Source organism: Actinokineospora cianjurensis (genome assembly GCF_003663795.1).
Taxonomy (GTDB): Bacteria; Actinomycetota; Actinomycetes; order Mycobacteriales; family Pseudonocardiaceae; genus Actinokineospora; species Actinokineospora terrae.
In genome coordinates, this window is the sequence record NZ_RCDD01000006.1 from 191,974 (window position 1) to 210,276 (window position 18,303).

Below are 18,303 nucleotides of genomic sequence, written 5' to 3' on the forward strand. Positions count from 1 at the left end.
GAGGTGGTTGAGATGATCTTTTCCAGGGTCTGCGCGGCACTGCTGACCGTGCTCGCGCTGCTGGGTCTGGTGACCCCAGCCGCGGCATCGCCCGCGGTGGCGTGTGAACGAGGCGAACTCTGCCTGTGGTCGGGCCTGTCCTTCCACGGCGAATCCGGCACCTTCGGCATCGGCTCCTTCGCAGTAGGCGAGTGCCTTGTCCTAGGCCGCGAATCCCGCTCCCTAGCCAACCTCCTCCGCCACGACGTCACCGTCTACGAATCCTCCGAATGCGCGACGGAGTCGGACTTCACCACCTACCCAGGGCTGGGCACCTACGTCCCAGCCACCCCCTTCGTCGTCCGCGCGATCCAGATCTGGCCAACCTGACCGCCCGACCCCGGCCCCCTGTCCACGCCACCACCGGCTCCCGTGGCGTGGACAGGGCGGGGAGCCTGTCCCGGGCTTGACCGGAGAAGCACGCCACCGCCACGACCTCGTCGCCGCTAGGGCCGCGCCGCTCCTGTGGCCCACTGGCCGACTGAGCCCACTGGTCGACTCCCGGAGCGCCGCCCAGGCCCCGAGCCGAGGCCGCCCGAGCCTCCAGGTGTCGGACAACTCCAATGGCCGGGCAAGCGCGTCGACACGCGCCTGCCCCCTTCCGGAGGCTCGGACGGCCGTGGTCGCCTCGTCCCGGTGCCCGGTGCCCGGTGCCCGGTGCCCGGTGCCCGGTGCCCGGTGCCCGGTGCCCGGTGCCCGGTGCCCGGTGCCCGGTGCCCGGTGCCCGGTGCCCGGTGCCCGGTGCCCGGTGCCCGGTGCGTCGTGTTTCCAGGCGTGGTTGGTGAGGTGTGGGTGGGCAGGGTGTGCGCTCGCATGGGGTGGACCTGAAGTGAGGGCGGTGCCGTCGTTCGGTGATGGGTGTTCGCAGGCGTGCGTGGGACGAGGCGTTCGGGGTGCGGTGTGTGCGCCGCGTTGTGTCTGTGGCTCAAGCTCAAGTGGGGGCGGGAGCGACCCGGCGGGTGGGCAGGGATGGTTGCCCGTTTGGGCGGTGATCTCGCTGGGGCTCGTGCCGTCGTTATGTTCTGGGGGTGGGGGTCGACGTCATTCACTACGTGGTGCGCTGCCTGGTGGATGGGGCGATGCGGGATGGGTACCGAGGTTCGGCCTTCTGTGGTGGGGGAGTTGGTGGTCGCCGCGGCGGCCGGGCGGTCCGAGGTGGTGGGAGGGGGTGGGGATTGGTCGACGCGGGTGGAGGAGTTGCACCCGGCTTCGGCGTGGCGGATGTCGGTGGTGGAGCGGCTCCAGCGGTTGCAGGCGGAGATCGACCAGCGCCCGGCCGAGGTCCCGCAGGCGGTGCACGTCGCCATGCGGATCGCGGCTCGGGCGGTGGAGTTGAGGAGTTCGCCCGCGCGCTGGTACTCCGGGGTCAACATCGAACGGGCGTGGCGCGCGGTGCACCTGGCTGACGAAGTGCTGGTCGCGTCCAGTCCGGACCTGCCGAGTCGGATGGCCGCGATCCGGGCCACGGTCACCCGCAAGCTGCCCGAGCGCGACCCGCGGGCTCGGGCGCTCGCCCCCGCCGCGTTCGACGTCCTCGGGGATGCCGCGCGCCGGGACGTCGTGCTCGTCGCGCTGCGCGGGATGCACCAGGCATCGCACGACGCCGCCACCGCTGTGCGGAGCCTGCGCAACCGGATCATCCTGTTCGGCTTGCTGCTCCTCGCGATCAACCTCGCCGTCGGCTGGCTCACCGCGCTGCACGACCACATGCTCCCGCTGTGCCTGGGTACCGGCGCCGACGCGATCTGCCCCACCGGCACCGCGACGCCCACCGGTGGCGATGTCTGGTGGCTCCAACTCATGGGCATGCTCGGCGCCTCTATAGCGGTGGTAGTTCTCTTACTCCGCACCAAACCCAGCGTTGTCCCGTACACCCTCACCCCGTACCAAGCCGTGGTCAAAGTGCTCCTCGGCGCGATCCTCGCCGTCGTCGGGGTCCTCATCCTGCGCACCGGCCTGCTCCACGACCTGGTCGGCAACCAGGCAGCGCTCCTGATCTTCGCCCTGGTCCTCGGCTACTCCCAGCAACTCGGCACCCGACTGCTGGACTCCTTCGCCGACCAGGTGGTCCAGCGCGCCCAACCGTCGGCCACTACCACCTGATCCGCGAAGGTCAGCCGCGGCCGCGGAGCGTGGTGAGGACGTCGTCGTCCCAGTGGTGGGAACGGATCAGCCGGTAGCGCTCGCCGATCGCCCAGAGGTACGCCTCCGCGTTGGAGCGGTTGGTCGCGATCCCCGCTTGGCGGACCATCTCGACCACCGGCGTGAACTCCTCTTCGTGCCACCGCCGCGCGACGGTGGGCCGGTCGAGGAAGCGTTGTTCGTCCTGCATCAACCGGAAACCCCACGCCTCCACCGCCTCGCTCAACTCCGTGTAGTCCCACGGGTCGGTCAGCGAGATCGTGGCCCGCCGGTCCTGGCTCAACGGGACGCGGTCCAGGAACACCCGGTGGTAGTCCTTGGTGATCAGGTCGCCGCGCAGCCGGATCCCCTCGGCGGGCACCCGGGTGACGATCTCGGTGACCGTCGCGTCGATGGTGCTGAGACCCAACGCGTGGGCCACGGACACGCGGTGGTGGCCGTCGATGACGAAGTGGAGTTCGCCGACCCGGTAGACGTCGATCGGTGGGGTCGACTCACCGCGACGGGAGGCACGGGCCAGCCGTTCCCATCGTTGCCGCGACTGCGCCGACGTCGGCCGGAACCGGCGGTCGAACTCCCGCGCGCGGTCGACGCTGCCGACGATCGACTCCAGCGGGATCACCTGTAGACCCAACCGCCGCTCCCCGGCGCGTCCGAGCGCGGCCACGACCTCGTCGAACGGCAGCATGATGTTCACGTCGTCCGGTTCGCGCCGCAGCCACGCGCTGAGCCGGGCGAGGACCTGGCGGCGGCGCGCCCGCAGGAAGTCGTACTCGGCGTCGGCGTCGGGGAAACCGGTGTCGCGCGGCATGCTCGCTCCCCAGACTCGGGACAGCTCAGTCGGGCGGCCGGGTCGGGCCGCCCGCCAAGTCTTCCCCGCCGGACGGCCCCGCGCACACTGCGCCAGCCGGGTGAAATCCCCAGCGACCCGCACCCGCCCCCAGTGGGTGTCGTTGGCGTGGATCGGGTGACCAGGTGAACGTCCGGTAACCAGCCGTTCGCTCACTCGCCACACCAGCGGTCGCGAGCGTGTCGTGGTTGCCTGGTACCAAGTCGAGCACGGCGGCAACCGAACCGGGGCCCGCTGTATCGATGCTGTTGTCGGAAACGAGGAGTGGTGGGAAGGGAACTGTCGGTGTCCGGCGCGCGTCCAAGCGGATAGCGTCATCGTCGGAAGCGATCGTCCACGGGGCCGAGGGGAGCGGTGGTCCGGTCAGCCACCGAGGGGAGCGAACGATGGTAATGCAGCGGCACGGCTACGACCGGTACGTCACGGGCGGGGTGGTCTGGGAGAAGTACACCCTGGAGCAGTTGATCAAGATGGTCCAGGAGAGCGCGAGCGCGCCCGAGTTGCAGCAGCTCGCCCAGGAGTGGCGCGAGGCGGGCGACCAGGTGTCCGCGGCGGCTGGCGTGCTCGGTGCGGCGCTCGGGCAGCTCATGGAGTTCTGGGCGGGTACCGCGGCCGAGCAGGCCCGCCAGGACGTGGAGCTCAACGCGCGCTGGGTCGCCGACCTCGGCGAGACCGCGCACGACATCGGGCCGTCGATCGAGGAGGCGGCCAACGCGCTCAAGGCCGCCCAGGCGGCCATGCCGGAGATCCCCGCCGACCCCGCCGTACCGCCCGCGCTCGCCGCCGACAGCGCCGCCCGCGGCCTGGACGCCGGGGGGCCGCTCGTGTCCGCGGTCACCGGCACCGCGGCGGGCACCGAGAGCGCGTTCGCCGCCGACCAGAAGGCCGCCGAGCTCAAGGCCCGCGCGGTCGAGGCCATGCGCCGCTTCGAGGGCGCCGTCATCGGCATCGACCAGTCCACCCCGCGCTTCGCCGAGCCCGTGTCCGACTCGGGTCCCGGCATCACCGAGCCGACCCCGCCGACCGCGCCACCGAGCCAGACCCCACCCCCGCCGATCTCCGCCGACCCGGTCCAGCGCTGGGAGGACCTCACCAAGGGCGACCCGAGCACCACCGCGCAGGGCTTCGGCGACGGCGGCTCCGCGGGCGGCTATTCCGGCGGCGGTGGCCTCAGCGCCGCACCCGTCGGAGCGGACGCGGGACGTGGCCCCTTGCAGTACGGGGGTTCGGTCGGCGCCACCGAGGCGCTCACCGGCAACAACCCCCGACCGGCCGTCCCCGCCGCGGGTATGGCCGCCTCGGCAGGTGGTGCGGGTGGTGGCACGGGCATGGGCGGCGGCATGCCGATGGGTGGTGCGATGGGCGGCGGCCAAGGCGGCGAGGGCGGCGCCGACCACCGCAGGCGCTACCCGTACGACGGGGAAGACCCGTTCCTGTTGGACCAGAAAGCCTCGCCACCGGTGATCGGGCTCTGAGGCCAGGGAGACCACGACGATGCGCGAGCAGAACACCCCCCAGTCGGACGCGACCCACCAGTTCCCCGTGCACGTCCCCGACGGCATGACCGTCGCGGTCCCCGTGCTCGGCGCCCTGCCGACCGCCACCCCCACCCCGGCGCCGACCCCCGACCCGATCCCGGCGCCCCCGTCCCCGGACCCGATCCCCGCCCCACCGGTGCCGGACCCCATCCCGACCCCACCGGCGCCGATCCCCCCGCTGCCCGCCCCACCCACGCCCCCGCTCCCGCAGCAGGCAGCCCCCCAGTACTACCCGCAGCAGCAGTACGCCCCGCAGGACTACGGCCGCCCCCACCTGACCATCCCCTCGGACGCGACCGTCCCCACCGCCTTCTCCCCAGACCTCGCCGCCCGCCTCGCCGCACAGCACCCGGCCAACCAGTCCCCGTTCGCCCCGGACATCACCGGGCAACCGCACCCGGCAGGCCAGTCGCCGTTCGCCCCGGACGCGACTGGGCACCCGCAGCCGCACTCGGTGAACCAACAGCCGTTCACCCCTGATGCGACTGGGCAACCGCACCCGGCGAGCCAGTCCCCGTTCGCCCCTGACGTGACCGGGCAGCCCTACCCGCACCCGGCAGGGCAGTCTCCGTTCGCTCCGAACGTGGCTGGGCAACCGCAGCTGGCAGGCCAGTCGCCTTTCGCCCCAGACGTGACCGGGCAGCCCTACCCGCACCCGGCCAACCAGTCGCCGTTTGCGCCGGATGTCAGTGCTCAGCCGTATCCGGTCACCCAGCCTCCGGACGCGTGGGCTCGGCCCGGCTATCCGGACGCGACCGCCCAGCCCGTGCAGCCGTACCCGCCGTCGGGGAATCCCTTACCTGAAGCGACCGCTGGTCCGGGGAGCTGGGGTGCGCCGCCGCCGAGTGCTGGTCAGCAGTACCCCGCGACGCAGCCTGGCGCGCCCGAGCCGAAGCCGGTTCCCGGTGGTCCCGTCACCGGTGCGCCGCTGCCTGCCCCCGAGCCCGTTCCCGTCCCCACCACACCCGTCCCCAGCGCGCCGACCTGGACGCCGCGGGCGGGCAAGGGCGGCGACCACCACCACAGGCCCAGCACCCCGCCCACGTCCGGCTCCGCGCCCGACTACGGCAAGCCCACCCCAGGCGGAGGTGGCAACAACCAGCTCCCCGACCCCAAGCCCGGCACCGGCCCCACGGCGCCCAACTCCTCGGCGCCGAACACCACCCCCGGTCACACCGAGCCGGGCTCCACCACCCCCGCCGACGCCACGTCCCCCTCCGCAGGCAGGCCGGACGGCGCCGGTCCCGTGCAGCCGACCAACGGCACCACTCAGGGGTTCTGGAAGATCGACCCCGATCAGCTCGCCGGGTTCACCCGGGCGGTGCAGGCGGCCAGGTTCGGGCTGGAGGGCGTGCAGCTCAAGGTCGGCGGGATGGACGGCAAGGAGCCGAAGCTGGGCACCAGTCCGGTCGGCGAGCAGTTGGCGCGCAAGTTCGGCGACCGGCTCAACGGCCCGAACGGGCTCAAGACGCTGCTGGACCAGGCCATGCTGAAGATGGACGGGTTCATCGAGAGCGCCGAGCGGGTGCGCGACAGCTACCTCGACGTCGACGACACCGCGCGCGGGGACCTGCAGCGGCGTGATCCCTCCTCGGGCGGCACCACGTGACCGAGTTGTCCACCGGCCTGGAGTCCGACTCCGGGTACCGCGACGGCGGCCGGGCCTCGCTGCACCCGGCCGAGGTGGACCTGCTGTGCACGTTCGCCGAGGTGTCGCCGCCGTTCCCGTTGCGGATCGGCGCGATCGGCGACCGCAAGGAAGCGTTCGCGGTGGCTCGTCGGGAGCTGGCCAGGCGGGGGTTGGCGGATGGTCGTGGTCCACGCGGTGTGGCGGGCGACTTCGTCCACCTGCTGCGCAACAGCGCGGGCGCGGTCGACCTGATGGTCGCGCGGCTCGGGCAGAGCCGGGGCGCGTTGGTGCTAGCGCAACGTGACGAGGCGCTGCTCGTCCGCCAAGACATCGGGCTGCCCGGTGCAAGAGTGCACGTGGTCGCACTCTCGCTGCACGATGCGATCGAGCATCTAGTCGACTTGGTGCCGGAGCACGGTCCCGGGATGGCGGCTCCGTTCAGCCTTTCCCAGCGAGCGCTCGACCAGGCTTACCGCGCTATCCAGGCCGCCACCGGTACGGACGAACAACCGCGCAAGCTGGACGCTCACGAGGTCGACCGGCTGCTGCGCGACAACGGCATCGATGACACCACCGCGCGCAGGATGACCACGCACCTACAGCCGGTTCTCGGCAACGGTCAGGCAGGGGTCGCGGAGCGCCGCGGGTATGCCGACGAGTGGGGCCGGAAAGGCGAAGAGGTGCGTTGGCTCGATACCGCGCGCGGTCGGTTCCGACTGGGGACTGACTCCACTGGCTGGGTCAGCGTCAACCCCTTGACCCGCGAAGACCTGCGCGCGGGCATCAGGTCACTAGCCGCCGAACTGTGGTACTAACCTCGGCGAACATTCCCGGATCGTCCGTCCTATCGGCTACGGTTGGAGCGCGGGAACGGCCCGGGGCGGGGCAGCCACAGGTCGGTTTTACAGCGTGAGGGAGGGCACGGGCATGATCGCCGGTCTCGACGACGTGGTGCGCCGGATGGCCGAGCAGGCCGAGCACGCCGCTGCCGCCCGGCGGGCGGCCGAGCAGGAGCGCAGGCGCCGCCGCGAGGCGGACGACAGCTACGTGACCGGCGGTGTCCACTGGGACGGCTACTCGCTCAAGTCGTTGCAGCGCATGGTCGGCGACCAGGCCAACGCGGGCCAGCTGGACATGCTGGCAGGCGAGTGGGCCCGCTACGGCGAGAAGGTCGCCCAGGCATCCAAGGACCTGTCCGGCTCCATGACCAAGCTGCTGCAGTTCTGGTCCGGCAGTGCGTCGCAGGACGCCTCGCGGACCGTGGTCAGCAACGCCGCGTGGATCTCCCAGCTCGGCGGCACCGCGCAGCAGATGGCCGACCCCATCCAGGACGCCGGTGGCGCGCTGCGCTCGGCGCAGAGCACGATGCCCGGCGGCTCCCCGAGCAGCCCGTTCCTCGCTACGGCGGGCGGTGGCGCTGCCGCGGGCTTCGCGATCGGTGGGCCTGTCGGCGCTGCCTTCGGTGCGGCGCTCGGTGGCATTGCCAGCGCGTTCGGCTTCGGTAGCAACAAGAAGAAGATGAAGCGCAAGGCAGTGCAGACCATGCAGCGCTTCGAGACAGCGGTACTCGGCATCGATGGCACCACCCCGCGCTTCGGCACCCCGGCTGACGGCGTCGACCCCGGCGTGAACCGGCCGCAACCGCAGCCGCCGCGCACGGGCGTCCCCGGTCCGGGGGTGACCGTCCCGGGTGGCCCCGGCCGCGGCCCCTCTGACCCGTCCGCGCCGGTACCCGGTTTCGGTGGCGGGCCCAGCATGGGCACCACGCCGTCGCTCGCGCCCGGGTTCGACAAGGGCTGGGAGAACCACTGGCGCGGCCTCACCGGTGTCGGCACCGGCGGCCAGTTGCCCGGTGGCATTGGCAGCAACGTGGGCAACGGTCCCGGCAACATCGGCCTCGGCGGTGGCGGGTACGTGCCCGGTGGTTTCGGCGGCGGTGGTCGCGGTGGCGCCAACGGATCCGGTCGCGCGGGGCTCGGCTCTGGCGTCGGAGCCGGTGGCCGTGGCGCTGACGGCAGCCGTGGTCGTGGCGGCGCGGGCCGTGGACTCGCGGGAGCGGGCGCCGGTTCGTCCGGCACAGGTCGAGGTGGGCTCGCAGGCGGTGGCGGTTCCGGTGTCCCCGGCGGTGGCCGTGGGCGCGACGGCAGCCGCGGCGGGAGCCGGTTCGGTCGGGCCAGCGGTTTCGGCACCGACCCGCACGGCCGGTCCGGCAGCGGTTACGGGATGCCCCCGGGTAGCGCGCGCGACAAGGAAGAAGACGGCGAGCACCGCAGGCGCGTGCCGATCGAGGAGGACCCGTTCACCACGGCCGACCTGACCGCGGCACCGCCGGTCATCGGCGCCTGAGCTAGGGAGTGAGCATGGACGAGCCCAACGCCGGTGGCGGTTGGCGGGTCGAACCCGACCAGGTGCGCGAGTTCGCGGCCGCGGTCGAGGAGGTCCGCGCCGACCTGAACGCGATCTTCGCGGAGGTCGCCGACCTGGCCACCCCCGCGTACCTGCCGATGCTGGGCACCAGCCCGGTCGGCCAGGAACTGGCGGACAAGTTCACCGAGCGGCTCGCCGGGGAGACCGGGCTCAAGGGCCAACTGGAGGAGGCGTTGCGCCGGATGGAGGACTTCGTCGCCAGCGCCGAGCGCTCCGCCGCCGGTTACCAGGACAGCGACGACAACTCCGCGCAGCGCTTCACCAACCCGTGACCGCGCCGCTGGCCCCCGGCGTCGCGCTGCACCCGGTCGAGGTCGACCTGCTGTGCGCGTTCGCCGAGGTGCAGCCGCCGTTCCCGATCGAGGTCCCCGCCGCGGCGACCTCCGACCTCGAACGCGGCGTGCTCTACCGCGCCGCCGCCGAGGAACTCGCCGAGCGCGGGCTCGCCGACGAGAGCGGGCCCCTCGACGTGGCCGAGGAGTTCGTCTACCTGCTGCGCGCGTGCACCGGCGTGCTCGACATCGTGCTCAACGGACCGTCCGGGACGCTCGGGATCGCCGTGCTGGCGGTGCGCGACGAGGCGCTGGTGCTGACCCAGGACCAGGCCGACCCGAACGGCCTGATCCGCATGTGGGCCGCCACCGTCGACGAGGCCCTCGGCCGCGTCACCCGGATGATCCCACGCGCCGAAACCCCGCTGACCGCCCCGTTCAGCCTGCCGATGCGCCCCCTGGAAGAGGCATTCGCGGCGATGCTCACCCGCCTGCCCGCCCCCGACGGCCCAGGCACCCCGAACCCGATGACCCAGCCCGAGATCGACGAACTCCTGCACGCCCACGGCATCGACGACCGCGTCACCCGCCGCATGATCGCCCACCTGCAACCCGTCCTCGGCAACGGCCAAGCAGGCACCGCCACCCGCGACGACACCGAAGACCAATGGCACCGAACCGGCCAAGAACTCCGCTGGCTGGACACCCCCCGCGGCCGCTACCGCCTAGCCACCACCCCCGCCGAAGAAACCCCCTGGCTCAGCGTCAACCCCTTGAGCACGGACGAACTAGTCGCCCACCTCCGCTCCCTAGCCCACACCACCCGCGGCTGACACCCTCGCCGCATCCCTTGGGGCCCCTGCACCTCGAACTGCCCCCACCCTCGCCGCCCCGCCGCCTTGCACCGCCTGAGTGGATCTGCTGGCTGAGGGACCTGCGGGTGCCCCGGCTCGCCTACCGCTGGCCAGCGCGAACGATCGTCGACTCGACCTTGCGGATCCGAGTCGGTGGGACTCCACGACGGTGGTCCGCACCCGGCCTTCGCGATCGTTGGCTCCCACGCGGCCCCTCCCAGGCGTTGGCCCCAACACGCCCCTCTACGACGTTGGCCGAACCGCGCTCCTCGGATCCGCTGGTGCCAGGCAGGCTCGATGGGGTGGACTTGTTTTGTGTGGGGGGACGGCACTCGTAGCGTTGCTCACCGTGGCAGGGCCTGCTTTTGGGCCCCTGCTTTGTGGTTCTGCCCGGGTGTCGTAGGGGCCCCGCGCAAAACAAGTTCGCCGCATCGAGCTCTTCGCTTTGTCGCGCCCCGGCCAATGCCGCAGGCGAGGCGTTGATCGTCGACGCCGCAGGCGAGCACGAGAGCCGGAACACCCTCAGCCCAAGATCAAACCCGCCACAGCAGCCCCCGATACACAGCCTACCGAGGCACCTGACCGCCACAGAAGGCTGAATCATTCCCCTGTGGACAACCAACCCCCATGGGGACAACTCCTCCAGCCAGGACAACCAATCCCGACAGGCACCCCATCCAGTCCACACAGGACAGATCGGCCGGCGAGCAGCCGCCACGCCAGGTGAAGCCCGTGCGCGAGCAGAAACCCCTTACGTCCCCGGCGTTTCCGCGATGATCACCGTCACCACCGTGATCCAGGTGACGATCACCGCGAGCAGCCAGAACTTCACATTGGTCAACAGCCGGGCCATGGGGGAACCTCCCATCGAAAGGGCGGACGGTGTGTCGAGCTCAGAGCCATCGGTTCTTGCGGAAGATGCGGTACAGCACGATGCACGCCACGAAGATGACCGCCATGACCATCGGGTAGCCGAAGCGCCAGTGGGTTTCTGGCATGTGGTCGAAGTTCATGCCGTACACGCCGACCACCATGGTGGGGACGGCGATGATGGCGGCCCAGGCGGTGATCTTGCGCATGTCGGTGTTCTGCTGCAGCGTGATCTTGGCCAGGGTGGCGTCGACCAGGGTGGTGAGCAGTTCGTCGAAGCTGGTGACGCGTTCGGAGACGGTGGTGAGGTGGTCGTCGACGTCGCGGAAGTAGGAGCGGACGGTGTCGGGGACCAGGGGGGAGCAGCCCTCTGCCAGGCGGCGCAGGGGGTTCGCCAGGGGCATCACGGCGCGGCGCAGTTCGAGGATTTCCCGCTTCATCAGGTACATCTGCTCGGCGCTGACCGGGCTGCGCGGCGCGAACACGGCCTTCTCGATCAGGTCGATGTCGTTCTCGAACGCGTCGGTCACCGCGAGGTAGGTGTCGACGACGTGGTCGGCGATGGCGTGCAGGACCGCGGCCGGGCCGCCGCGCAGCCGTTCGGCCGAGCGCTCCAGTTCCGCGCGCAGGTCGTGCAGGCCGGAGTGCTTGCCGTGCCGCACCGTCACCACGTAGTCGGCGCCGAGGAACGCCATGATCTCGCCGGTCTCGACGATCTCGTTGGCCGTCGTCGGCGACTCGTGCTCCACGTAGCGGACCGTCTTGAGCACCATGAACAGGTTGTCGTCGTAGCGCTCCAACTTGGGCCGCTGGTGGGCCTGGACCGCGTCCTCCACCGCCAGTTCGTGCAACCCGAAGGTCTCCGCGACGCCCTGGATCTGGCGGGCGTCCGGCTCGTGCAGACCGATCCAGACGAAGCCCTCGCCGCGCCTGCGGACCTCGGCGACCGCGTCGATGTGCGTCCACCGCCCCGGCAGCCGCGACCCGTCGACGTACACACCGCAGTCGACGACGTACGCCGACAGCGGCACCGGGATCGGCGCCGTCGGTGGCGCTACCCGGGCGGTGCGACCTCTCAGGCCGCCGAACGAGGGAATGGCGGGCATCAGACCTCCAGCGACACGCGTCGCGCACCGACGCGGCTGACCGGTTGGCCGAACGGCTTAACCGGGGTTGCTGAGCGCCCCGGCCGGTGACACGGTGCCCGCCACTAGCGGCGGCGTGCACCTCCGGAGGGGACGCGGGGACTACTGCATCCAGTGTCGGTTTCATGACCGGTGGGGTCGCCCATGCGTCTCACCTCCTCAGGTCGACGGCGGCCGGGCGCGTGACGCGCGGGCCTACCGGGAGGACAGCGTACCCCCGTACGCCGACCGCCCGGCCACAGGGCGGCAAAACCGAACGCGTTTCACACGCGGTGCCCTGGCTCACACACCGGTTGCACCTGGGCGGGAGCCGCCGTACACAGATCCCTACTCGCCGGTCACATAGGAGGCTCTGTTGAACTCAACCCCCCCTCCCACCCACGTGCAGTTCGGGCGCTACTACGAGGAGTTCGAGGTCGGTGCCACCTACAAGCACTGGCCGGGTAAGACGGTTACCGAGTACGACGACCACCTGTTCTGCCTGCTGACCATGAACCACCACCCGCTGCACCTGGACGCCCACTACGCGGAGAACACCACCGACTTCGGCAAGAACGTGGTCGTCGGCAACTACATCTACTCGCTGCTACTGGGGATGTCGGTGCCGGACGTGTCCGGTAAGGCCATCGCGAACCTGGAGGTCGAGTCGTTGCGGCACGTGAAGCCGACCTTCCACGGTGACACCATCTACGGTGAGACCGAGGTGCTCGACAAGACCCCGTCCAAGTCGAAAGACGACAGGGGGGTTGTGCATGTCGAGACACGGGGCTACAAGCAGGACGGAACAGTCGTCTGCACCTTCCGCCGGAAGGTGATGGTGCCCAAGCGCTCTTACGGTGAGGCGCGCGGGGGTGAGCAACCGGGACGACCGGAGCCGAAGGTCTAACTGCCGGGTTGGGGACAACCCGGGCGGACGGAGGGAACGCCGTGACCGTGTCGCTGGACGAGGTCAAGCACCGGTTGCGGCGCTTTGCCGAGGTCGAGGCCGCCGGGGTATCACCGCTCTACCAGCACCTCGCCGAGCGGGCCGCCGAGGACGACGGCGTCGCCGACCTGCTGACCGCCGCCCAGCCCGGGTTCGAGACGGCGACCCTGCTGCTCGCCGCCGTGCACCGGGCGCTCCAGGCTGAGCCGTTCCACGAGCTCGTCAACTACTACCCGTCCATGGGTGGCAGCTACGGGGTCGACGCCGCGACGTGGCCGATGTTCCGCCAGTTCGTCGTCGAGCGGTCTGAGAAGATCCGGGCGCTCGTCGCCGCGCACACCACCCAGACCAACGAGGTGCGCCGGGCCGCGCTGCTCTACCCGGCGGTGTCGTTGGCGGCCAAACAGGCAGGCGCCCCCATCGGGTTGCTGGAAGTCGGTTGCTCTGCCGGGCTCTTGCTCAACCTCGACCGGTACGGCTACCGGTACCAGACAGAGCAGTCCGGCCAGATCGTCGTTGGCCCTACCAAGACGCCTCTTGGGTTGCATTGTGCGCTCGAGTTGGGCCCCGACGCGGTGCTGCCGACCATCCCCAAGAAGCTCGCCGTAGCCGAGCGGGTCGGTCTAGACCGCGCGCCGGTAGACCTGGCTGACGAAGACGCCGCCGCGTGGCTGGAAGCCTGCATCTGGGCGGATCAACCCGAACGCCAACGGTTGTTCAGCACCGCGGCCGCCCTCCAGCGCAAGAGCCCGCCGCAGCTGGTGCGCGGCGACGCGATCGCCGACCTCGACAAGGCCGCCGCGCTGATCCCGACCTCGGTCCCCTTGGTCGTGATCACCAGTCACGTCTTGCCCTACCTGTCGGAGAGCGACCGCGCGGACTTCGTGGCCGCTGTCGCCAAGCTCGCTGAGACGCGCGCGCTCTGGTGGGTCAGCGACGAGGTCTACACCGTCGGGCTGCACCACGTCCTGCCCGATCGCGACGACCTCGTCCCGGCCAAGGGGCAGCCCGCGTTCAGCGTCGTGGGGCTCACCAGGTGGGACGGCGGGGTCCCGACTTCTGCCGCTCTCGCGCGCGCCGCCATGCACGGTGAGCGCATGGCGTGGCTTGTCTGATTCCCGTCATCGCGGCAGCTCACCCCACTCGGCCAAGGTCTCGGAAAGCCCTGCCACCAGGGCATTACGGCCATCCAATGTGGTGAACATCGCAAGATCCACCCAGGTGGCCGCATCGGCGTCGTCACCCGGCGAAAGATCACCCCCGGTGACGGTGCAGCGGTAGTCGTGGATCTCGAACAGCCCATCCGGCGCGGGTCGCTCCACCGTGCCCACCCGGTCGCCGACGACGACAACGAGACCGGTCTCCTCGGCCATCTCCCGCGTCAGTGCCTCGGGGTCGGACTCACCTGGCTCGACCTTCCCACCTGGGATCGACCACAGTCCGGCGCCGGGCTCGCGGCCGCGCCGGATCAGCAGCAGCCGATCGCGCTCATCACGGACGAGGCCGCCGACACACCTGATCCTCGTAATCCGATCTCCGCTCACGACGACGCAGAGTAGCGATCGCCGGGTGATCACGCTCCGCGTTGCCCCAAGAGCTTGACTACTCTCCCTTAGCGCCGCCGAGTGCGGTACAACGGTTTTCAACAGGCGCCATGCAGGGTGCGTACGGAACGGGGTAGATCACAGTGGACATCAAGAAGATCTTGATCATCACTGGGGCCGCTTTGCTCGTCTTCTTCCTGGTGACGCAGCCGGTCCAGTCCGCGGGGATCGTGAACTCCATCCTCACCAGCCTCCGCGAGGGGGCCGAAGCGGTGATCACCTTCGTCCGCACTGTTTTCCAGAGCTGAGACGAAGTAGCGTCGGAGGATGTTCGCGCCCAGGGACCCTGACGAGTACCTGCTCGACTCCGAGCGCCGGGTCATCCGCGTTCGCAGGCACTGGGCGAGCCTGGCGTGGCAGGTGTTCGAGGCCGTCGCCCTGCTCGCCGTGTGCGTGATGGTCTCGTACCTGCTGCCGCCGCAGGCGTGGCTGGTGCAGAACATCCTCTGGTACGTCGCGCTCGTGGTCGTGCTCCGCTTCACCTACCAGGTGATCGAGTGGTGGGTGGAGCGGATCGTGGTCACCGACAAGCGGTTCATGATGACCACCGGGGTGTTCACCACCCGGGTGCTCATGATGCCGATCAGCAAGGTCACCGACCTCACCTACAAGCGCACCGCGACCGGGCGGGTCTTCGGCTACGGCACGATGGTCGTCGAGTCGGCCGGTCAGATCCAGGCGCTCAACAACATCGAGTTCCTGCCCCGGCCGGAGCAGGTCTACGACGCCATCTCGGAGCTGGTCTTCGGCGACAAGAAGGCCCAGGCCGAGCGGTTCTCGATGATCAAGGCGCAGCGGCTGGCCCGCGGTACCCGCAAGGCGCGCAAGCCGGTCGGCTGAGCCGCCCGCACCGCCCACCACGCCGGTGACCTGGGTCATCGGGAACACTGGGCCGGTGCGGATCGACCTCCACTGCCACTCCACCGCCTCCGACGGCACCGACAGCCCCGCCGGGCTGGTCGCCGCCGCCGCGCGCGCCGGGCTCGACGCGCTGGCGATCACCGACCACGACACCACCGCGGGCTGGGCCGAGGCGGCCGACGCGCTGCCACCCGGTCTCGGCCTGGTCCGGGGCGCGGAGCTGACCTGCGCGTCCGAGGACGGCCGCGGCGGGCAGTGCACGATCCACTTGCTGGCCTACCTGTTCGACCCGCACGCTGAGACCGTGGTCAGGGAGTACGCCCGCACGCGGGCTGAGCGACGCAGCCGACTGCGCACGATGGCCGAGCGGATGGCCGCGGACGGCTTCCCCGTCGACCCCGACACCCTCCTCGGCGACCTGCCGCCCGACGCCCCAGCAGGCCGCCCGCACCTCGCGCAGGCCCTGGTCAGGGCCGGGGTGGTCGGCTCGGTCAACGAGGCGTTCAAGGAGCTGCTGCACGGCCGCAACGGCTACTACGTGCCCAGCAGCAAGACCCCGGTGCGCGAGGCCATCGACATGGTCCGGGCCGCAGGCGGGGTCACCGTCCTGGCGCACGGGTTCGCCCACCAGCGCGGGCCGACCATCAGCGCCGACGTGGTCGTCGACCTGGTCGACGCCGGGTTGGACGGCCTCGAGGTCGACCACCCCGACCACGACGACGACTCGCGGGCCCGGTTGCGCGCGATCGCCGAGCGGCACGACCTCATTGTCACCGGTTCGAGTGATTACCACGGCACCAACAAGACCATCCGGCTCGGCGCTCGGACGACCGCGCCGGAGATGCTCGACGAGATCGTCGCGCGCGCTTCCGGTGCCGGGTTGTTGGTGGGTGCCTGATGGCGTTCTTCGACGCCGCGCTGTTCGCCGAGGCGACCATCACCCTGGTCGTGATCATGGACCCGCCGGGCACGGTCCCGGTGTTCCTGAGCCTCACCGGCCGCAAGACCAGGCAGACCCGCAACCGCGCCGCGCGCCAGGCGGTGCTGGTGTCGCTGATGGTGATCAGCCTGTTCGCGATCAGCGGCGAGGCGATCTTGCGCTACCTGGGCATCGGCATCCCGGCGCTGCAGGGCGCGGGCGGACTGTTGCTCCTGCTGATCGCGCTCGACCTGTTGACCGGCAAGAACAGCACGGAGCCGGAGGCGGTCGAGGACGTCAACGTGGCTCTGGTGCCGCTGGGCACGCCGCTGCTGGCCGGACCGGGCGCCATCGCGGCCACCATCGTGTTCGTCCGCGGCGCGGGCGGGCACGCGGCGTCCTACGTCGCACTGGGGCTCGCGATCCTGGCCGTGCACCTGATCCTCTACCTGTGCCTGCGCTTCTCCGGCGCGGTGATCCGGCTGATCAAGGACAGCGGCATCACGCTGCTGGCCAAGATCGCCGGTTTGCTGCTGGCCGCGATCGCGGTGCAGCTCATCGCCAACTCGGTGCGCGGGTTCATCGAGGGCTCTGGCTGAGCGCCGCGTCGATGGCCTCCTGGGTGCGCGCGAGGTAGGCGCGGCCGTCGTCGGTGACGATGATCGGCCGCTCGATGAGCACCGGGTTCGCCACCAGCACCGCGATCCACGCCGCGCGCTCCTCTGGCTTGCCCGTCAGGCCGAGTTCCTTGGCCAGCGGCTCTTTCAGCCGGGTGATCTCCCACGGTTGGCGGTCGAGCTTGGTCAGCACCTCGTCCAACTCGGCGGCCGTCGGCGGCTCGTCGAGGTAGCGGCGGACGGTGTGCTCGGGCGCGGCGGCGTCGAGCGCGGCCAAGGCGGTGCGGGACTTGGCGCACCGCGGGTTGTGCCAGATTTCCACGCCACCGATTCTGCCCGGCGCCGTTGTTGTCGGTCCCGGTGCGTACCGTGTACCTGGTGCAGCAGGGCCAGCTCGGATTCGACAGCATGCCGAAGAAGCTCATCAAGGTGACCCCGTCCAGGCTCGGGGTGTGGAACGACTGCAGGCGCCGGTTCCGGATGGCTTACGTGGACCGGCCGACGCCACCGCGCGGGGGTCCGTGGGCGCACAGCACCATGGGCGCCGTTGTGCACAACGCGTTGAAAGCCCTGTTCGACCTACCTGTCGAGCGCCGCACGCCCGACAGCGCCGCCGCTCTTGTCGGCACGCACTGGAAGGACGATGGGTTCGCCGATCCCAAGCAGGCCGCGGAGTTCCGCGGGCGCGCCGCGGGCTGGGTGCACGACTACGTCAAGGAAACCGACGTCACCGACGACCCGGTCGGCCTGGAGCGCTGGGTGTCCGCGCCGGTCGGCACCATCGTCGCCGAGGGCCGCGTCGACCGCATCGACCAGCGCGGCGGCGAACTGGTGATCGTGGACTACAAGACCGGCAGGCACGCGCTGAGCACCGACGACGCCAGGGGATCGCAGGCGCTGGCGCTCTACGTCCTCGCCGCCCGCCGCACCCTGCGCCGCCCGTGCACCCGCGTCGAACTGCACCACCTGCCCACCGGAACCGTCGCCGCGTGGGAGCACACCGAGGACTCCCTGGCCCGCCACCTCACCCGCGCCGAGGAAGCCGCCGACGAGTTCCAACTCGCCATCGACACCCACAAGGCGGGCGGCGACCCCGAGGTCCTGTTCCCGCCCAACCCCGGCAGGCAGTGCTCCTGGTGCGACTTCCGCCGCAACTGCGCCGAGGGCCAGGCCGCTGGACCGGCCATCGACCCATGGGCGATGCTGTCCCCGTGACCACCCCCAGCCCAGACGACGTCACCGTCGAGCTCCCCAGGACCCGCGCCCGCTCCGGCTTCTGGCGCGAGACCTCCGGCGCACTGGCCATCGGCCTGGCCTGCCTGGCCGTGGTGGTGCTGGCCCTGCAGGTGATCGCCTGGGTCCGCGGCCTGCCCGGCCCCGGCGTCGCCGTCCTGCTCGGCCACTTCGCCACCGCGGCCGCCGCACTGGTGGCCCAGCACTTCGCCGACCGCAGGACCGGCCCCCAGGCCGCGCTGTCCGTCCTCATCGTCGCCATCGCCACCGGCACCGCCATCTGGTTCTTCTGGTGGGCGTGACCAGCTGATCGCCCCCCGCCGCGCGTTGCCCGCTCGCCGGATGCCTTGCGGGCAAAACGAAAGGCCGCTGTCCAC

20 protein-coding genes are annotated in these 18,303 nt (G+C 71.0%); 16 read left to right on the forward strand and 4 right to left on the reverse strand.

The annotated features are described in order from the left end of the window. Window positions 1-12: 12 nt before the first annotated feature. Both CLV68_RS28120 and CLV68_RS28125 read left to right on the forward strand, forming a co-directional pair. A complete protein-coding gene (locus CLV68_RS28120) occupies window positions 13-369 on the forward strand; it encodes a peptidase inhibitor family I36 protein (RefSeq protein ID WP_121393915.1) in 357 nt (118 codons plus the stop codon). 756 nt (window positions 370-1,125) lie between these two features. Beyond that, window positions 1,126-2,142 carry a hypothetical protein gene (locus CLV68_RS28125; protein WP_121393916.1) on the forward strand — a complete coding sequence of 339 codons (1,017 nt, stop codon included), beginning with the start codon at window positions 1,126-1,128 and terminating at the stop codon, window positions 2,140-2,142. A 10-nt stretch (window positions 2,143-2,152) separates the two neighbouring features. Here CLV68_RS28125 and CLV68_RS28130 read toward each other — a convergent pair whose 3' ends face one another. Next, window positions 2,153-2,992: a ParB N-terminal domain-containing protein gene (locus CLV68_RS28130; protein WP_121393917.1), complete on the reverse strand. Its 840-nt coding sequence runs from the start codon at window positions 2,990-2,992 to the stop codon at window positions 2,153-2,155. A 425-nt stretch (window positions 2,993-3,417) separates the two neighbouring features. On the opposite strand from CLV68_RS28130, the gene CLV68_RS28135 reads away from it, so the two are divergent. From CLV68_RS28135 to CLV68_RS28155, 6 genes are all read left to right on the forward strand, one after another. Then, complete coding sequence (locus CLV68_RS28135; RefSeq protein ID WP_170224631.1) at window positions 3,418-4,506, forward strand: PPE domain-containing protein; 1,089 nt, start codon at window positions 3,418-3,420, stop codon at window positions 4,504-4,506. 19 nt (window positions 4,507-4,525) lie between these two features. Continuing rightward, window positions 4,526-6,178, forward strand: coding sequence for a hypothetical protein (locus CLV68_RS28140; protein WP_121393919.1), 1,653 nt, complete (start codon window positions 4,526-4,528; stop codon window positions 6,176-6,178). Continuing rightward, complete coding sequence (locus CLV68_RS28145; protein ID WP_121393920.1) at window positions 6,175-7,014, forward strand: ESX secretion-associated protein EspG; 840 nt, start codon at window positions 6,175-6,177, stop codon at window positions 7,012-7,014. The genes CLV68_RS28140 and CLV68_RS28145 overlap by 4 nt, the downstream gene beginning before the upstream one ends. Before the next feature lie 94 nt (window positions 7,015-7,108). Beyond that, window positions 7,109-8,545 (forward strand): hypothetical protein, encoded by a 1,437-nt coding sequence (locus CLV68_RS28150; RefSeq protein ID WP_147460192.1) that lies wholly within the window; start codon window positions 7,109-7,111, stop codon window positions 8,543-8,545. Window positions 8,546-8,559: 14 nt separating this feature from the next. Then, a complete protein-coding gene (locus CLV68_RS34300; protein ID WP_170224632.1) occupies window positions 8,560-8,898 on the forward strand; it encodes a hypothetical protein in 339 nt (112 codons plus the stop codon). Beyond that, entirely contained in the window at window positions 8,895-9,731 is an 837-nt protein-coding gene (locus CLV68_RS28155; RefSeq protein ID WP_170224633.1) for an ESX secretion-associated protein EspG, read from the forward strand. The genes CLV68_RS34300 and CLV68_RS28155 overlap by 4 nt, the downstream gene beginning before the upstream one ends. 914 nt (window positions 9,732-10,645) lie before the next feature. On the opposite strand, the gene CLV68_RS28160 is transcribed toward CLV68_RS28155, so the two are convergent. Then, window positions 10,646-11,728 carry a magnesium and cobalt transport protein CorA gene (locus tag CLV68_RS28160; protein ID WP_121393923.1) on the reverse strand — a complete coding sequence of 361 codons (1,083 nt, stop codon included), beginning with the start codon at window positions 11,726-11,728 and terminating at the stop codon, window positions 10,646-10,648. 421 nt (window positions 11,729-12,149) lie between these two features. Between CLV68_RS28160 and CLV68_RS28165 the strand changes: the two genes are divergently transcribed. Together CLV68_RS28165 and CLV68_RS28170 are read left to right on the forward strand one after the other, a co-directional pair. Beyond that, the gene (locus CLV68_RS28165; protein WP_121393924.1) at window positions 12,150-12,653 is read left to right on the forward strand and encodes a MaoC family dehydratase; all 504 of its coding nucleotides are present in this window, start codon (window positions 12,150-12,152) and stop codon (window positions 12,651-12,653) included. A 41-nt stretch (window positions 12,654-12,694) separates the two neighbouring features. After that, window positions 12,695-13,807 carry a DUF2332 domain-containing protein gene (locus tag CLV68_RS28170; protein WP_121393925.1) on the forward strand — a complete coding sequence of 371 codons (1,113 nt, stop codon included), beginning with the start codon at window positions 12,695-12,697 and terminating at the stop codon, window positions 13,805-13,807. Between the two features lie 6 nt (window positions 13,808-13,813). On the opposite strand, the gene CLV68_RS28175 is transcribed toward CLV68_RS28170, so the two are convergent. Continuing rightward, window positions 13,814-14,236: an NUDIX hydrolase gene (locus CLV68_RS28175; protein WP_121394047.1), complete on the reverse strand. Its 423-nt coding sequence runs from the start codon at window positions 14,234-14,236 to the stop codon at window positions 13,814-13,816. Window positions 14,237-14,379: 143 nt separating this feature from the next. Between CLV68_RS28175 and CLV68_RS34305 the strand changes: the two genes are divergently transcribed. From CLV68_RS34305 to CLV68_RS28190, 4 genes are read left to right on the forward strand one after another with little or no spacing between them, the layout of a single operon-like run. Continuing rightward, complete coding sequence (locus CLV68_RS34305) at window positions 14,380-14,544, forward strand: hypothetical protein (RefSeq protein WP_169735350.1); 165 nt, start codon at window positions 14,380-14,382, stop codon at window positions 14,542-14,544. Window positions 14,545-14,563: 19 nt separating this feature from the next. Further along, window positions 14,564-15,136 carry a PH domain-containing protein gene (locus tag CLV68_RS28180; protein WP_092785379.1) on the forward strand — a complete coding sequence of 191 codons (573 nt, stop codon included), beginning with the start codon at window positions 14,564-14,566 and terminating at the stop codon, window positions 15,134-15,136. 55 nt (window positions 15,137-15,191) lie between these two features. Beyond that, a complete protein-coding gene (locus CLV68_RS28185; protein ID WP_121394049.1) occupies window positions 15,192-16,055 on the forward strand; it encodes a PHP domain-containing protein in 864 nt (287 codons plus the stop codon). Next, the gene (locus tag CLV68_RS28190; RefSeq protein ID WP_121393926.1) at window positions 16,055-16,675 is read left to right on the forward strand and encodes a MarC family protein; all 621 of its coding nucleotides are present in this window, start codon (window positions 16,055-16,057) and stop codon (window positions 16,673-16,675) included. The genes CLV68_RS28185 and CLV68_RS28190 overlap by 1 nt, the downstream gene beginning before the upstream one ends. Here CLV68_RS28190 and CLV68_RS28195 read toward each other — a convergent pair. Beyond that, window positions 16,656-17,015 carry an ArsC/Spx/MgsR family protein gene (locus tag CLV68_RS28195; protein ID WP_121393927.1) on the reverse strand — a complete coding sequence of 120 codons (360 nt, stop codon included), beginning with the start codon at window positions 17,013-17,015 and terminating at the stop codon, window positions 16,656-16,658. The two genes, CLV68_RS28190 and CLV68_RS28195, sit on opposite strands and share 20 nt — an antisense overlap. A gap of 86 nt (window positions 17,016-17,101) precedes the next feature. Here CLV68_RS28195 and CLV68_RS28200 point away from each other — a divergent pair, with 86 nt between their 5' ends. After that, on the forward strand, window positions 17,102-17,908 hold the full coding sequence (locus tag CLV68_RS28200) for a RecB family exonuclease (protein WP_121394051.1): 807 nt from the start codon (window positions 17,102-17,104) through the stop codon (window positions 17,906-17,908). Then, window positions 17,905-18,228, forward strand: a complete 324-nt coding sequence (locus tag CLV68_RS28205; RefSeq protein ID WP_246010149.1) for a hypothetical protein — start codon at window positions 17,905-17,907, stop codon at window positions 18,226-18,228. Before CLV68_RS28200 ends, CLV68_RS28205 begins: the two co-directional genes overlap by 4 nt. Window positions 18,229-18,303: the final 75 nt, after the last annotated feature.